Source organism: Planctomycetota bacterium, assembly GCA_033763975.1.
In the GTDB taxonomy this organism is placed as follows: domain Bacteria; phylum Planctomycetota; class Phycisphaerae; order Phycisphaerales; family UBA1924; genus RI-211.
In genome coordinates this window covers 1-15,206 of the sequence record JANRJM010000004.1, presented here as the reverse complement: position 1 = coordinate 15,206, position 15,206 = coordinate 1, and the positions used below count along the sequence as shown (strand labels likewise).

Below are 15,206 nucleotides of genomic sequence, written 5' to 3'. Positions count from 1 at the left end.
GCGCGGCGGAGGCGTCGGGCGAGCTAGCGTCGCCGCCGCAGGATCAGGACGGAGCACATCGCGAGGATCGCGACGGGGCCCGGAGCCGGCACCGATCGGAAGAAGATGGTCGTGTTGAGGGATCGGGTGGACACACCGAGGGAATAGATCTCCTGGCCGGACATCGTGACGCCCGCGGCGTCGGGGTCGAGGGCGATGCTCGCCCCGGCGCTGGAGCCCCAGGAAACCGAGCCGATGGTCAGCCAGTAGGTCTGTGCGGCGCTGAGAGTCGCGACGCCGGCGGGAGCGACACCGGGCGTACCGCCGACAAATCCGGGGGGCACCTGCCACGGGCGAGAAACCCAAGCCTCGCCGCCCCGACCGTCGAAGTAGCCTGGGTTGAACGTGGCGCCGTATGGGCGTCCATAGGCCGCGGCGTCGGCGCTGCCGAAGGTGAGCCCCTTCGCGACCCCGGGCGGACCAGCGCCGAGAGGGTTCGTGCTGGCGACCGGGATGAGGCCAACCGAAGTCTCGCGCCAAAGGATCAGGCCGGTGTTGATCGAGCCATTGCCGGCGTTGGTGGTGGTGAAGATGTCGAAGGTGTTCGCCAGGGCGTTGCTGACATCGCCGGTGAGGCTGAACCTGGCCCAGCGTTCACCGCCGAGGCCCTGCGACACCGACACGGGCAGGTCGATCGAGACGGCGCCGGTGTTGAGCGTGCCCAGGTCGGTGAAGGTCGTGGGCGCCGGGCGTCCGACGAACGTTCGCGTGTCGGTGACGCGGGGGTTGAGGGTGACGCGGGTGTTTCGCACGCCCCCGTTGCCGGGAACGGCGGCGTTCGTGCGCCAACTGAGATAGAGCGGATCGTTGCCGGAGGCGGTGTACGTAGCCTGAGTTTGAGGCACGCCCATGGTGCCGAACCAGAACATTTGTGTCCGGTCGGTCGCTGTATTGACTGCGCCGACAGCGTCCATGGTGCGGTACGCGATGATCGAGCCGGAACCGGAGGGTCCGGTGCCGTTCGAGCCTGGGTTGGCGGCGAGCGGGCCGGTGTGGAGAGCGAAGCCGGCCTGACCGCTGTTGTCACCGCCGGCGCCGGCGCTCGTCCAGTCGGTCGCGACGAGATATGCGGTGTAGGAACCGGCGGGCGCGTTGCCCAGATTCACGCCGCCGCTCCAGGTGTCCTGGAGCGGGCCGAATCGGGTGGTGTGCTGGACAGGGAACGTGTGCTGGGCTGCCGCCGGCATCGCGAGCAGCGCGACGGCCGCGAAGGCGGCGGCGTGGGCTGTGGGCATGGAAAGAAGTCTCCTGAAACGGGTCGCGTGCAACATGATACTGCGGGGCTTCGATCCGACAACCGCTTTTCGGGATCGAGACCAGTCGTGCCGAACGCTGGACAGAACCCGCTGCCGAGCAGTTGGCGATCGCTCCAGTGGGGCGGTGCCCCGCAACGTGCAACAGCCATAACCAAAATTGAACACACGAATGCCGCGGCGTGCTGCAACCTCGCAGGGGAATCCACGGTACAGAACATGGGGGCCATTCGGCCGCGCTTTCGCGCTTTTCCTGCCTAGCGATTCGCGGACAATCTGGAGGTGGCTCATGAGGCGTTCGACAGTTCTCGCGTCGGTGGTCGGTCTTGCCTGCATCACGCCGCAGGCACTCTCGGACATCCTGGACCTCGGACTCTGGCGGAGCCTGTCAGCCCGGTCGTCTCTTCAGCCCCCATCGGGGCCGGTGATTCAGGACATCGAGAGCATCTACCTGCCGGAGTACGGCCCGTTCTCGGTCATGGACCTCTCGTACGACTCGATGGTCGAGTTCGACATGCCCGCCGGGCTGGGCGAGAGTTCATCGTTCCACCAGTCGTCGCTCGTCAGCGGCCTGATCACCGGGCGGGGCGGCGGTACGGCGTACGCGAGTACGTCGGCGAACATGCGGGTGCAGTCCTCCGCCGGGGCCGGGCTTGTGTACGGCTTCTCGCTCTCGCAAGCGACGCCGGCGGTGCTCTCCGGATCGATCTCGCTGGACGCCGCGGGGTTCGATCCCGCGCTCTCGGTCGGCACGGCGGACGCGTACCTCTACCGCATCGTGAACGGGCAGGCGGAGTACGCCCTGCAGCTCAGCCTGATGAACGTCGACGATTCGCGCCAGTTCATGCTCAGCACGATTCTGCCCGAGGGCGAGTACCGCCTGGGAATCAGCTCCCTGGTCGCGCTGACGGCCGATGCGCCAGCCGATTCCGGCGACGCGAGCGGGTCGTGGAACGTCACCCTCGCGCTGCCGTCACCGGGCGGCGTGGCGCTGCTGCTACCCCTCGCGCTCGCGAGGGTGCGACGGCGCTGATCGGGGGTTGCGGGACCCGCCCGGGCGGGCGACTCAGGCCTGTGCTCGGGTGCGGAGCGGCGTTCTCGATCCCTTCGGGCCGGGGCGATCCTGCGCAGGGCTCACGCGCGCGGGATCGCACAGTTCGTGGCGGACCTCACCCGCCGGGCCCGGGCGGGTGTCTTCCTACCATTGCAGGAAGGAGGTTCGCCATGCCCTTTTACACCCGGCTCGGCCTGATCCCCCAGAAGCGCCACGTGCAGTTCCGGCGTCCCGACGGGTGCCTGTACTCCGAGGAAGTGTTCGGTACCGAGGGCTTCGTGGGCCCGACGACGACGATGTACCACATTCACCCGCCGACGCAGGTGTACGGGTGGAAGCCTCTGTACTCCACGAAGGTCGAGTACGTCGAGCAGGACATCATGCGGATGCGCCACGTGAAGTCGGCGCCGCTGGCGCCCAAGGGCGACTTCGTGACCGGGCGCGTGGTGCTCTTCGGCAACAGCGACTGCGAGATGGCGGTGTGCAACCCCGCCGAGCAGATGGCCTACCACTACAAGAACGGGCAGGGGGACGAGTGCCTGTTCATCCACTACGGGTCGGGGGTGTGCCACACGATGCTGGGCACGCTGAAGTTCGGGCCGCGGGATTACCTGGTGATCCCCAAGGGCGTGATCTACACGATCGTGTGGGACGCGCGGAAGACGGGCGCGGACGGGAAGCCGGCGGACGGCGGCCCGCCGGTCGAATCGATGCCGTTCGGCAAGGTGCTGCTGATCGAGACGACGAACGGGAGCCACATCGGCCCCCCGCCGCGGTACGTGAGCAAGGCGCACGGGCAGTTCCTGGAGCACGCGCCCTTCTGCGAGCGCGACATCCGCACGCCCGAGACGCCGATGACGTGGGACGAGAAGGGCGAGTTCGAGGTGCGGATCAAGGCGCGCGACCTGGTGCACTCGTACACGTACCACTACCACCCGCTGGACATCGTCGGGTGGGACGGGTGCTACTACCCGTTCATCTTCAACGCGGACGACTTCAGCCCGATCACGGGGAAGCTGCACATGCCGCCCCCGATCCACCAGACGTTCGAGGCGCACAACTTCGTGATCTGCACGTTCGCGCCGCGGATGCTGGACTATCACCCGCAGAGCATCAAGGTGCCGTACAACCACAGCAACCTCGACAGCGACGAGGTGCTGTACTACGTGGACGGGAACTTCGGCAGCCGCAAGGGCATCGAGATCGGCAGCCTGACGCTGCACCCGCAGGGCATCCCGCACGGGCCGCACCCGGGCACGATCGAGGCCAGCCTCGCGGCGACGCACACGCAGGAACTGGCGGTGATGTGCGACACGTTCCGCCCGCTCTTCCCGACGAAGGCGGCCCTGGAGATGGACGACACGAAGTACCCCGCGAGCTGGCAGGGCGAGCACTTCCCCGGGCTGTCGAGCAGGAGCATGCACCTGAACGGCGTGACGGTGCCGGCGGTGCACGCGGCGGCGTTCCCCAGGGAGGTCGCGCCCGTCGCGGTCATCAAGGCCGAGGTCGGCACGACCGTCATCCCCGCGCCGGTGGGGGACGGCGGCAAGGGCGCCGGCACGCCGGCGGTGCCGATGCGCACGGCGAACGTGTGGGCGCCGTAAATGACCGCCGAGCCTGCGCTCGTCTTTCGTGTGCACGCGGTCCAGCAGATGTTCCGCCGCGGAATCAGCGAGGTTGACGTGCGGGACGTCGTTGCGAACGGCACGGTCATCGAGCGGTACCCAGACGACCTCCCGTTCCCTGCTGAGGTACGGCTCGGCTGGGTCGGCGCCGGCCCCGGTGCGACACCGCTCCACATCGTCACCTCCTTTGATGCCACGTCGAATACACTTTTCGTCGTGACGGTGTACCAACCCGACCCGCGCTTGTGGGAAGATGGATTCCGACGCAGAAGAAAGCCATGAACTGCCCCATCTGCAAACACGGCCGGACGCACCCGGGCAAGGTGACCGTCACGCTCGACCGCGGCTCGGCCACGATCGTCTTTCGGAGCGTCCCGGCGGAAGTGTGCGAAAACTGCGGCGAGCAGTTCGTTGACGAGGCGACCACGCGGGAACTTCTCCGGCAAGCCGACGCGTCGGTCAAGGCCGGAGCCGAGATCGAGGTCCGATCATTCGCGGCGTAAGTTGACACGCGCCGCTCGGGGCAAGCCTCCCTCGCCGCAGCGCGATCACCCCGTCGTTTGTGCCCGTGCCCCCGCCCCCGTAGCATGGCCCCCTATGGCACGGACGCGCCGTTGCGGCCCCGATTCCTGGGCCCTGTCTGCCATCCTCGCCGGGGGGGCGTTCGCCCTCGCGCCGCGTGGGGTTGTGCCCCTCGCGTGGTCTCAGCCCGGGCAGCCGGCCGGGGCCGGGCTGTCCCCCGCCGAGGCCGGGGCGGCGTTCGCGCAGACTCGCCTGCCCCTGCCCACCGTGCCCGGCGTGATCCGGCTGCGGGCAAACCGCGTGCATTCCTGGGACGACCAGGGCGTCCGCCGGGTCACGCTCGTCGGCGACGTGCGCGTCGCGCTCGGTGATCGCGAACTGCGGGCGGCCCGGGGGGCGGCGTTCCTTCGCACCGTGGACGGCGCCGGGCAGGGCGCCACCCAGGTCTTTGTCTACCTCGAGGACGTGGGCGATCCGGCGTTGCCCGCCGGCGCCGGGCTGACGGCGGAGCGGCTGCCCGTCCGGGCCATCGTCGCGACCACCGACGCGACGATCGAGGGCGACCTGGTGGTCGACGGGCCTCCGAGCGCCGCCCGCGCGGCCGACGCGCGGGTCGCCGGTGCGGGCGCTGCTGCCCTGGCGGAGTCGCTCTCCCGGGTCGCCGGAGCCGCGCCGCCCCCACCGCCGCCGCTGCCGAGATTCACGCCGCGAACGCCGGGCGAGCGAGCGGTGCCGCCCCGGCGAACAACTGGTCGGGCACCGGCGCCGGAGCGGGTCGCGTCGGGCCCGGAAAGGCGCTCGCCGGAGACGCCGCCGACGACACAGCAGCCACGGACACAGCAGCCAACCACGCGCCAGCCACTGGCGCGGCAGCCCGGGCCGCCGGCACAGCCGAGGTCGCCCGCGGGCGAATCGCCCCGGCCAACACCCGAGGGCCGGCCGTCTACGCCTGCCCCCACGGCACCCGCCCCCGAATCGCCCGGATCTTCCACGCCCGCGCCGCCCCCGCCCGCGCCGCCGCCCACGGGCGCGCCGATCTTCGCGGGCACGGGCGTGCTGACGCTGGCGCCAGGGGACGTCACGATCCAGGCGGGCGCGGACGAGAGCGCCGTCGTTGCGACCGGCGGGGTCACCATCCAGTACGCCGACGCATCGCGCGATCGCGTGGTGCAGTTGACGGCCCGCCGGGCGGTGATCTTTCTCGACCCTGGCTCGGTGCGCGATCTGCTCGCGTTCGACGCGTCGCGCGTGCGGGGGGTCTACCTCGAGGGCGACGTGACGGCGTCGGACGGCACGTACACGGTGCGCGGGCCGCAGGTGTACTACGACCTGCGCGCCAACACCGGCGTGATGCTGGACGCGGTCTTCTCGACGTACGACGAATCGCGCGAGGTGCCGCTGTACGTGCGGGCGAAGACGGTGCGGCAGACGGCGGCGGACACATTCACGGCAGAGCAGGCGGTGTTCACGACGAGCCCGTTCTTCAAGCCCGAGCTGTCGATCGGCGCGTCGAAGGTGACGGTGACCCGCAAAGCCCCGCCGGTGGACACGGGCGCCGACCCCGGCGCGGCGCCGCCCCGCCCGGTGACGTGGATCGAGGCGAGCGACGTGACGGGGCGGTTCCTGGGCGTGCCGTTCGTGTACTGGCCTTCGTACGCGGGCGACCCCGAGAGCCGGATCATCAAGGACTTCCGGGTCGAGAACCGGTCGGGCTCGGGCGCGGCGCTGCTCACGACGGTGAACGCGTACGCGTTGTTCGGGGCGAGCACGCCGCGCAACGTGAGCGTGGACCTGCTCGCGGACTTCTACTTTGAGCGCGGGCCGGGCGTGGGCGTGAAGGCGGCGTGGAACGCGCCGGACTCGCGCGGGAACCTGCTGGCGTACACCGTGCCGATGGACCGCGGGACGGACGTGCTCAAGTCGGGCGCCGAGATCGACCGCGACGAGGAGTTCCGCGGGATCGTGCTGGGCGAGCATCGCCTGAAGCTCGACGAGCAGTGGACGGTCTTGGGCGAACTCGCGTACATCAGCGACGAGGCGTTCGTCGACGCGTTCTTTGAAGACCTGGGCGAGACACGCCGGGAGTTCACGAACCGCGCGGCGGCGCGGCGCCTCGACAGGCACACGGCGTTCTCCGTCGAGATCGAGGGGTCGTTCAACGACTTCCTCGCCAACGAATACCTCCTGCAGAGCCAGGGGTACAGCGTGACGCGCACGCCCGAGATCACGTACGCGCGTCTGGCAGACGACCTGCTCGGGCCCGGGCACCCGGGCCTGCTCACGTGGTTCAGCGAGTACCGCGCCGGACGCCTCGAGATGGCCTTCGACGAGGTGCTGGCGCGCGAGCGCGGGCTCACGAGCAACGCGCTCGCGCAGCGCGGGCAGGGCACCAACGCCGACGAGCGCCTGTCCGACGTGCTCCGCGCGCGCGGGCTGTTCGAGGACGCGGTGTACCGCCTTGACTCGCGCCAGGAACTGTCGCTCCAGACGGACGTGGGCCCGGTCCGCGTGAACCCGTTCATCGTGGGGCGGACGACGCTGTACGACACCGACTTCGAGGCGTACAGCCCCGAGGAGGACGACGCGCTGCGCCTCTGGGGGGCCGCGGGGCTGCGGCTGTCCACGACGCTGCAGCGCGTGTACGACGGGGTGGACGTGCCGCTGCTGGACATCCACCGGGTGCGCCACATCGTGGAGCCGAACGTGACGGTGTGGAGCGCGGGCACGACGGTCGAGCGCGGCGCGATCCCGGTGTACGACGCGGACGTCGAGGACATCCTGGAGGGCACGGTGATCCGCGTGGGGGTGAACCAGCTCTTCCAGACGCAGCGGGGCGGCGAGGGGCGCTGGCACGATGTCGATCTGCTGACGATCAGCACCGACTTCGTGTTCTCCTCGGACGAGACGGGCGCACGCTCGCCCATCGGGCGGTTCTTCGAGTTCCGCCCGGAGTACTCGAACCCGGGCGACTACTTCGTGGTCGACGCGGTGCTGCGGCTGACCGAGGCGGCCAGCCTCACGGGCAGCAGCGTGTACGACCTCGACGAGTCCGAGCAGGCCATGACGAGCGTGGGCGTGCTGGTCCTGCAGGGGTCGGCGTTCACGGCGGCGCTGGACGTGCGTTACCTCAACCCGCAGGACGCGACGTACGTCACGCTCGGGCTCGCGTACGAACTCACGCCCAAGTACTCGGTCACCATCGGGGCCAACTACGACACCGACGAGTCGAAACTGCAGACGATCGCGGCCCTCTTCCAACGCCGCTTCGCCAGCCTCACCGTCGGCGTCGGCGTGTCGTCGAACGAGATCACCGGCGAGACCGGGCTCAGCGTGGTCGTCCGCCCGTACGGGGCGTCGAGCGGGCTGGGCTTCTCGGAGACGGGCGTGTTCGACTCGCGCCTGGGGGGCAACTAGCCGGGGCCGGGAGTGGTGCCGTCGGGCTTGGGGGCGTCGGGCTTGGGGGCGTCGGGCTTGGCGGGCGGCGTCGCCTCGCCGCGCTCGTTCTGGCGCATCTTGGTGGTGTAGTTCGAGTAGGCGTAGAACGCCGCGGCGAGGGGCAGGAAGGCGCGCTCGCCCGCGCGGTTCGAGAGTTCGTCCAGGCTCCGCACGCGGCCCTCGTCGACGTCCTTGCGCAGGTCGATGACCAGGTTGTCGAACGTCGCGATGAGGCTGCCGAACATCTGGTATTGCTCGGGCGTCTTGGGCATGAAGGGGGCGAGGGTGGGTGATTCGGTCGGTGGGACGACGTACCACTTGCCGTCGTCCGCGCGGCGCATCGACATGCCCAGGGGCGGGAGGATCGGCTTGGAATCCCACAGCAGGGCCACGCTGTCGTCGGTGAGGAACGCCGTCGTGAGGCGCTTCTCGCTTTCCTCCGCCCACGCGTAGGGATCGGCGAGCAACTGCTGGATGGCGTCGTTGAACGACGACTGCGCGTTGTCACCCGCGCGGACATTCGCGCGGCGGCGGCGGTTCGTGCCCCCCATCTGCGAGGCCATCTGCGAGAAGAACCCGCCCGAGCGGCCTTCGGCGGCGGCCTTCTCGGCCTCCGCCTTCAACGCCGCGACTTCATCCGGGAACTTCGCCTGCACCGACTCGCCCAGCGCCTGCAGGTTTCCCAGCAGCACGCCCGTGCGGCGCATGAGGCGCCGCATGTCCGGGTTGTCGGCGTACAGGTAATCACCCAGACGCTCGGCACGCCCCTCGCGCACGTCCTTCGAGAACGACGCGATCGTCGCCTCGGGCGTGTCGCGCGGGCCCTCCGACTCGCACGACGCCAGCCCCAGCAGCGCGGCGGCCCCCAGCGCCCACGCGCGACCCAGGGCACGCGGAGACCAACGCAGCGGCGGGAGGTGGGCGGAGATCACACCTCATGCTACGAGCGAAGCGCGCCCCGGTTACGCGCCTCAGGAGGAGCTTCGGTCGACCACGCGGTACTGCTCACGCTCGCCCAGCCCGCGGACGGGGTACTCCTTGCGGAGCGGGAACGCCGGGTAGGCCTCCCAGAGCAGGATGCGGCGCAGGTCCGGATGGTTGCGGAAGCGGACGCCGAACATGTCGAAGACCTCGCGCTCGGTCCACTCGGCCCCGGGCCACAGGTCGGTCACGGAGTCGACTTCCAGGGCGGGGTCGTGCTCGGTGCCGGCGGTCGGGCGCGAGGGATCGAGGAAGACCTTGACGAAGAAGCGGTCGTCGCGCGCGAACGAGATGAGGTTGTAGATGACGGCGAAGCGCCCGAGCATCGCGGCGGGGTAGTTCAGGTAGTCGGCGCCGGCGACGTCGGACAGAAAGTTGTAGTCGCAGCGCGGATCGGCCTTCAGGAAGGCCATCACCTCGTGCAGGTCGGCCGGCTCCACGATGAGCGTCGACTGGCCCCGGAACTCCGTGGCCTTGAAACGCTTGGAAGGAAAGGCGTCCTTCACGACCTTGAACGTGGGATGGTCGAGCGTGGGAGGGGTCTGGGGCATGTCATCCTCGGGGTACGGGCGCGGGGCCACTGTAGGACCGGGGCCCTTGCGAACGAGTGTCGGCGAGGGGACGCGGGTCAGTGCTTCATCGAGGTCCAGAGGCCGATGGCGTTGCCTTCCGGATCGGTGAACCACGCGAAGTGCCCCATGCCGGGCACCTCGGTCTTGGGGATGAGCGTCTTGCCGCCCGACGCCTCGATCTGGGCGAGCGTGCCGGGGATGTCGTCGACCTGCACATAGAAGGTGACGTAGGTGTGCGGCGGATGGCCGAGCGAGTTGATGTGCCCGCCGATGCCATCGGTGGGCTTGGAGGCGAAGGGACCGAGGTTGGTCACCATCCCCATCGTGGGCATCTCGGGGCTGTACTCCCAGCCGAACACGGACGCGTAGAACTTCTTGGTCGACTCGATGTGCTGGCAGCCGATTTCAAAGTGAACCACCGGGGCGGGCATCGGGCTCTCCTTTCGGGCGCAACAGGGATTGTGAGAGACGCGGCGGCACGCGGCCGCTCTGGCGTCGACCGCATCCTACATGAACTCGGGATTCCCGGGGTGACGGCCCAGGACATTGCTCACACGAGTTCACTTGACCCAAACATAATCCGATAGTACCCTATCGGAATGCGAACTTCAAGTCGACCACTTTCGCGTGCCGAAGTGCTCGCGGCGTTGCGTGGCGCGATGGAAGCCGCTGCCGGTTCTGGAGTTGCGCCGGAATCCGGGGCGTACGACGACCCGCGTGGGCTGGGCGTGAGCCCCGGGCTGCACGAGTGGTTCGGCCCGTCGGAGCGGGTGAACGCCGCCCCGCCGCTGGCGGTGCTGATCGATCTGGCGTGGGCGGCGATCGCCGCGGAAAGCGCGGCACGGGCGTCGCACGGGCGGGTGGTGATGTGGGTGGGGCGCGGGGTCTGGCCTTATCCGCACGCGCTGGTGCGGCGGAGCGACGCCGGGGAAGGGCAGGACGATCGGCGGCTGCTGGCGGGGTCGGTGTTCGTGGACGCCTCATCGGCCGCGGACCGCACGTGGGCGACCGAGCAGGCGCTGCGATGTGCGGGGGTCTGCGCGGTGGTGGGCGACGGCTCGGGGCTCACGATGGGCGAGTCGCGCCGGCTGCACCTGGCGGCCCAGGCGGGGGGCGTGCCGGCGCTGCTGGCGCGTCCCGGGCATGAGCGGGCGGTGCTGTCGGCCGGGCAGACGCGGTGGCTCGTGACGCCCCGCGCGGAGCACGACGAGCAGGCGGGGGGCGAGATGCCCGACCGGCTCGCATGGACGGTTGAACTGCTGCGCTGCAAAGGACTGCGGCCTGTGACCGGGGGCGTACGACGGTGGGTCGTGCGTCGGCATGATGGAACGGGTGGAACACGTGCATGGACGGCGTGCGATGGCGATCTGGCTGGCGAGCCTCTCGCTCGACCTGCAACGCCGTCGCGACCGCGGGTCGCGTGAGCGGGCGCGGGAGGGCGAGGCGCTGCTGGTGGTGGGCCAGTCACGCGGGCGCGAGGTGGTCGTGCGGGCGTGCGAGCGCGCGGCGCGGGCGGGCGTGCGCGAGGGGATGGTGCTCGCGCAGGCGCGGGCGCTGGTGCCGCGCGGACGCGTTCGGGTGGAACGGCGTGACGCGGCGCGTGAGCGGGCGGGGGTGCGTGCGCTGGCGGTGTGGGCGGGGCGGTTCTCGCCGAGCGTCGCGGTGGATGCGTTCTCTGATCCGCCGGACGGCTTGCTCGCGGACGTGACGGGGTGCTCGCACCTGTTCGGGGGCGAGGGGGAGATGGCGGCGCGGGTGGTGCGCGACCTGGCCTCGCTGGGGCTGCGGGCGCGTGCGGCGATCGCGGGCAGCTACGGGTGCGCGTGGGCGGTGGCACGCTGCGGGGAGCAGGCGCACGGGGTGGTCGTGCCGGGGGGCGAGCGGGCGGCGTTGGCGCCGCTGCCCGTGCGGGCGCTGCGCGTGGGCGAGGAGATCGCGGCGGGGCTGGACGACGTGGGGCTCGGGCGCATCGGGGACGTGCTGGACCTGCCCCGTTCGACGCTCGCACCGCGGTTCGGCGACGACCTGCTGGTGCAGCTCGACCGGGCGCTGGGGCGGGCGATCGAGACGATCGAGCCGGTGCGGGATGCGCCGGCGCCGGAGGCGTCGCGGATGTTCGACGGGCCGACGAAGGACACGGGGGTGATCGAGCGGACCGTGCGTGAACTGCTGGAGAGGGTGTGCCGCGTGCTGCTGGAGCGGGAGCGCGGCGCGCGGAGTGTCGAGGTGGTGCTGCACCGGTCGGACCTGAAGCCGGAGCGACTGCGGGTGCGGCTTGGTCGTGCGAACCGCGACGTGCGGCACGTGTGGGCGCTGCTCAGGCACCACGTCGAGCGGGCGCACATGGGGTTCGGGGTCGAGGGCGTCGTGGTGCGGGCGCCCTCGACCGGGGTGCTGCGTCACGACCAGTTGACGAGCGGGGCGCTGACGGGCGGCGGGGTGCGGGGCGAGGGTGCGGACCCGCACACGGGGGCGCGCGAGGAACTGCTGGACGTGCTGCGGGCTCGATTGGGCGAGACGGGCGTGCTGTACGCGCACGCCGCGGGGTCGCACGTGCCGGAGCGGGCGTTCCGGACGGCGTGCGGGGCGGACGCGCCGGTCGGTGCGATCACGCGGGGCGATCGACCGACGGTGCTCTTCGAGCCCGCGCGTGCGGCGGAGGCGGTGCTGCTCTCGCCGGACGGCCCGGTGGCGCGTGTGCGGTGGTCGCTCGGCGAGCACGAGGTGCGGGCGTGCGCCGGGCCCGAGCGGATCGAGGGCGAGTGGTGGCGGGGCGAGGCGAGGGGGCGCGAGTACTACCGGGTGCAGGACGCGGACGGGGTGCGGCTGTGGGTGTTCCGGTGCCTGGCGAGCGGGCGGTGGTTCGTGCACGGGGTATGGGCGTAAAGGGAGCGGCACGTGCCGGAGAACGAGTTTCAGAAGGTGAAGCCCCACCCCGCGAAGGCCGCGGGCGCCGATCGCGCCGCGGGCGGTGTGCGCGCGGTGTCGGCGCCGGGGTACTGCGAGTTGGCGGTGACGAGCAACTACACGTTCCTGACCGGCGCGAGTCATCCGGAAGAACTGGTGGAACGGGCGGCGTCGCTGGGGCACGTCGCGGCGGGCATCGCCGACACGAACACGCTGGCGGGGGTGGTGCGGGCGCACGCGGCGGGGAAGGAGGCGGGCATCGCGGTGGCGATCGGATGCCGCGTGGTGATGCAGGATGCGCCGGCGGTGATCGTGTACCCGGCGTCGCGCGCGGGGTACGGGCGGCTGTGCCGCCTGCTGACGCGCGGGAAGCGTCGGGCGCCCAAGGGCGAGTGCCACCTGTCGCTGGATGATCTGCTGGATCATCGCGAGGACTTGCTGGGGATCGTGGAGGCGCCGGAGCGAACCGACGAGTCGTTCGTGGGCACGCTGCGCGTGCTGCGCGAGGCGTTCGACGACGACCGGCTGTCGCTGGCGGTGTCGGTGTGCGGGCGTGCCGAGGATGCGCGCCGGCTGGGGCAGATGCGTGAGATCGGCGCCCGGGCGCGGGTGGCGCTGGTGGGGACCAACCGGGTGCTGTACCACGCGCCGGAGCGCCGGGCGTTGCAGGACGTGCTGACGTGCATCCGGCTGGGGTGCACGATCGAGGAGGCGGGGCTGCGCCTGGAGGCGAACGCGGAGCGGCACCTCAAGGCGGGCGACGAGATGGCGCGGCTGCTGCGCGCGTGCCCGGGCGCGGCGGAGCGGAGCGGAGAGATCGCGTCGCGGGCGTGCGCGTTCAACCTCGACCAGGTGCGGTACGAGTACCCGGCGGAGGCTTGCCCGCCGGGGCTGACGCCGGCGGAGTACCTGGCGCGCGAGGCGTGGGCGGGGGCCGGGGCGCGCTATCCGCGGGGCGTTCCGGAGAAGACGCGCCGGTCGCTGGAGCACGAGCTGGGGCTGATCTCGGAGCTGCGGTACGAGGCGTACTTCCTGACGTGCTACGACATCGTGCGGTTCGCGCGGAAGGCGGGGATCCTGTGCCAGGGGCGGGGCGGGGCGGCGAACTCGGCGGTGTGCTACTGCCTGGGGATCACGGAGGTGGACCCGGCGACGCACAGCCTGCTGTTCGAGCGGTTCGTGAGCCGCGCGCGGGGCGAGCCGCCGGACATCGACATCGACTTCGAGCACGAGCGTCGGGAGGAGGTGCTGCAGTACATCTACGAGACGTACGGGCGTGATCGCGCGGCGCTGACGGCGGAGGTGATCACGTATCGCGGGCGGAGCGCGGTGCGGGAGGTGGGCAAGGCGCTGGGCCTGCCGCCGGACTGCGTGGACGCGCTGGCGAAGAACCTGGACCGGTGGGGCGAGGGGGCGAGCGAGCAGCGGGTGCGGGAGATCGGGCTGAACCCGCGGGACGCGACGATCGCGCGGGTGATCGCGCTGTCCGGGCAGTTGATCGGGTTCCCGCGGCACCTGTCGCAGCACGTGGGCGGGTTCGTCATCACGCAGGGGAGCCTGTGCGACCTGGTGCCGATCGAGAACGCGGCGATGGAGGACCGCACGGTCATCGAGTGGGACAAGGACGACATCGACGCGATGGGCATGCTCAAGATCGACTGCCTGGGTCTGGGGATGCTGACGTGCATCCGCAAGTCGTTCGAGCTGCTGGAGGGGGTGGGCGTGCGGGGGGCGGGCGGTGGGCGGCTGACGATCGCGGACGTGCGGTCGCACGAGCGGTCGGACGACGCGGTGTACGACATGATCTGCCGGGCGGACACGGTGGGCGTGTTCCAGATCGAGAGCCGAGCGCAGATCGCCACGCTGCCACGCATGCAGCCCAAATGCTTTTACGATCTCGTGGTGGAAGTGGCCATCATCCGTCCTGGCCCCATTGTCGGAAAGCTGGTGCATCCCTATTTAAAGCGGCGCAAAAAGCTGGAGGAACCGGAATGCATTCACCCGGCCTTCAAGGATGTGCTGGAGCGGACGCTGGGTGTTCCCTTGTTCCAGGAGCAGGTCCTGCAAATGGCCATGATCATCGCCGACTTCAGCGGCAGCGAAGCCGAAGAACTGCGCCGCGCCATGAGCTTCCACCGCAGTGAAGAACGGATGGAGAAGGCGCTGGCCAGGCTGCGCGCGGCCATGACTGCGCGGAGCGTGGAGCCTGCCATCCAGCAGAGAATCGTTGACAGCATCAAGTCCTTCGCCCTCTACGGGTTTCCCGAAAGCCACGCCATCAGCTTTGCTTTTCTGGCCTATTTCAGCGTGTGGCTGAAGGTGCACCGCCCGGTGGAGTTTTACACGGCCCTGCTCAACTGCCAGCCCATGGGTTTCTACTCCACCTCCACCCTGGTGAGGGATGCCAAGAAGCACGGCCTGCGCATCCTGCCCGTGTGCGTGGTTCATTCCGATCTCAACTGTACCGTGATGTCGGATGACACTCTGCGCCTTGGCCTCAAACAGCTGCGCGGCATCAGCCGTGGCAGCCTGGAGGTGCTCGCCACCCAGCGGGCGCAGGAGCCTTGGGCAGACCTGGACGACCTGCTGCGGCGCTGCCTGCTAAGCCGGGATGAACGTCGTGTGCTCGCGGAAGCGGGCGCGTTCAATGCGCTCGGGCACCATCGCCGCAGCGCCTTGTGGAAGGTGGAGGCCGCGCCCATCGATGACCTGCTCTCGCCTCTGGAGGCCGAAAGTGTCATCCCCCTGCATGCAATGACATCCTTCGAGCGCATGGCCGCGGATTACCGCACCACGAAGCTCACCGTGGGCACGCATC

At 70.3% G+C, this 15,206-nt stretch carries 12 protein-coding genes; 8 read left to right on the top strand and 4 right to left on the bottom strand.

The features are described 5' to 3' along the window. Positions 1–23: 23 nt before the first annotated feature. Complete coding sequence (locus SFY69_02930) at positions 24–1,274, bottom strand: hypothetical protein (protein MDX2130991.1); 1,251 nt, start codon at positions 1,272–1,274, stop codon at positions 24–26. 307 nt (positions 1,275–1,581) lie between these two features. Between SFY69_02930 and SFY69_02925 the strand changes: the two genes are divergently transcribed. From SFY69_02925 to lptD, 5 genes are all read left to right on the top strand, one after another. Then, positions 1,582–2,325: a hypothetical protein gene (locus tag SFY69_02925; protein MDX2130990.1), complete on the top strand. Its 744-nt coding sequence runs from the start codon at positions 1,582–1,584 to the stop codon at positions 2,323–2,325. A 191-nt stretch (positions 2,326–2,516) separates the two neighbouring features. Beyond that, positions 2,517–3,950 carry a homogentisate 1,2-dioxygenase domain-containing protein gene (locus SFY69_02920; GenBank protein ID MDX2130989.1) on the top strand — a complete coding sequence of 478 codons (1,434 nt, stop codon included), beginning with the start codon at positions 2,517–2,519 and terminating at the stop codon, positions 3,948–3,950. Further along, on the top strand, positions 3,951–4,253 hold the full coding sequence (locus tag SFY69_02915) for a DUF4258 domain-containing protein (protein ID MDX2130988.1): 303 nt from the start codon (positions 3,951–3,953) through the stop codon (positions 4,251–4,253). Continuing rightward, positions 4,250–4,474, top strand: coding sequence for a type II toxin-antitoxin system MqsA family antitoxin (locus tag SFY69_02910; protein MDX2130987.1), 225 nt, complete (start codon positions 4,250–4,252; stop codon positions 4,472–4,474). Before SFY69_02915 ends, SFY69_02910 begins: the two co-directional genes overlap by 4 nt. Positions 4,475–4,568: 94 nt before the next feature. Continuing rightward, a complete protein-coding gene (lptD, locus tag SFY69_02905; protein MDX2130986.1) occupies positions 4,569–7,907 on the top strand; it encodes an LPS assembly protein LptD in 3,339 nt (1,112 codons plus the stop codon). Here the strand turns inward: lptD and SFY69_02900 are convergent. The 3 genes from SFY69_02900 to SFY69_02890 form a co-directional block, all read right to left on the bottom strand. Continuing rightward, positions 7,904–8,860 carry a hypothetical protein gene (locus SFY69_02900; protein MDX2130985.1) on the bottom strand — a complete coding sequence of 319 codons (957 nt, stop codon included), beginning with the start codon at positions 8,858–8,860 and terminating at the stop codon, positions 7,904–7,906. The genes lptD and SFY69_02900 overlap by 4 nt on opposite strands. A gap of 39 nt (positions 8,861–8,899) precedes the next feature. Continuing rightward, a complete protein-coding gene (locus SFY69_02895; GenBank protein ID MDX2130984.1) occupies positions 8,900–9,460 on the bottom strand; it encodes an NADH-quinone oxidoreductase subunit C in 561 nt (186 codons plus the stop codon). A 77-nt stretch (positions 9,461–9,537) separates the two neighbouring features. Continuing rightward, the gene (locus SFY69_02890) at positions 9,538–9,912 is read right to left on the bottom strand and encodes a VOC family protein (protein ID MDX2130983.1); all 375 of its coding nucleotides are present in this window, start codon (positions 9,910–9,912) and stop codon (positions 9,538–9,540) included. A 228-nt stretch (positions 9,913–10,140) separates the two neighbouring features. Here SFY69_02890 and SFY69_02885 point away from each other — a divergent pair, with 228 nt between their 5' ends. The 3 genes from SFY69_02885 to SFY69_02875 all read left to right on the top strand — a co-directional run. Beyond that, positions 10,141–10,905, top strand: a complete 765-nt coding sequence (locus SFY69_02885; protein MDX2130982.1) for a hypothetical protein — start codon at positions 10,141–10,143, stop codon at positions 10,903–10,905. Further along, positions 10,841–12,367: a DNA polymerase Y family protein gene (locus SFY69_02880; protein MDX2130981.1), complete on the top strand. Its 1,527-nt coding sequence runs from the start codon at positions 10,841–10,843 to the stop codon at positions 12,365–12,367. Before SFY69_02885 ends, SFY69_02880 begins: the two co-directional genes overlap by 65 nt. A gap of 12 nt (positions 12,368–12,379) precedes the next feature. Next, positions 12,380–15,206: error-prone DNA polymerase (locus SFY69_02875; GenBank protein MDX2130980.1), on the top strand; the 2,827-nt coding region annotated here is incomplete at its 3' end.

Coding starts and splice junctions, on each gene's coding strand:
- SFY69_02915 (MDX2130988.1), top strand. CDS start 3,951: ATGACCGCCGAGCCTGCGCTCGTCTTTCGTGTGCACGCGGTCCAGCAG.
- SFY69_02885 (MDX2130982.1), top strand. CDS start 10,141: ATGGAAGCCGCTGCCGGTTCTGGAGTTGCGCCGGAATCCGGGGCGTAC.
- SFY69_02880 (MDX2130981.1), top strand. CDS start 10,841: ATGGCGATCTGGCTGGCGAGCCTCTCGCTCGACCTGCAACGCCGTCGC.
- SFY69_02930 (MDX2130991.1), bottom strand. CDS start 1,274: ATGCCCACAGCCCACGCCGCCGCCTTCGCGGCCGTCGCGCTGCTCGCG.
- SFY69_02910 (MDX2130987.1), top strand. CDS start 4,250: ATGAACTGCCCCATCTGCAAACACGGCCGGACGCACCCGGGCAAGGTG.
- SFY69_02890 (MDX2130983.1), bottom strand. CDS start 9,912: ATGCCCGCCCCGGTGGTTCACTTTGAAATCGGCTGCCAGCACATCGAG.
- SFY69_02895 (MDX2130984.1), bottom strand. CDS start 9,460: ATGCCCCAGACCCCTCCCACGCTCGACCATCCCACGTTCAAGGTCGTG.
- SFY69_02920 (MDX2130989.1), top strand. CDS start 2,517: ATGCCCTTTTACACCCGGCTCGGCCTGATCCCCCAGAAGCGCCACGTG.
- lptD (MDX2130986.1), top strand. CDS start 4,569: ATGGCACGGACGCGCCGTTGCGGCCCCGATTCCTGGGCCCTGTCTGCC.
- SFY69_02925 (MDX2130990.1), top strand. CDS start 1,582: ATGAGGCGTTCGACAGTTCTCGCGTCGGTGGTCGGTCTTGCCTGCATC.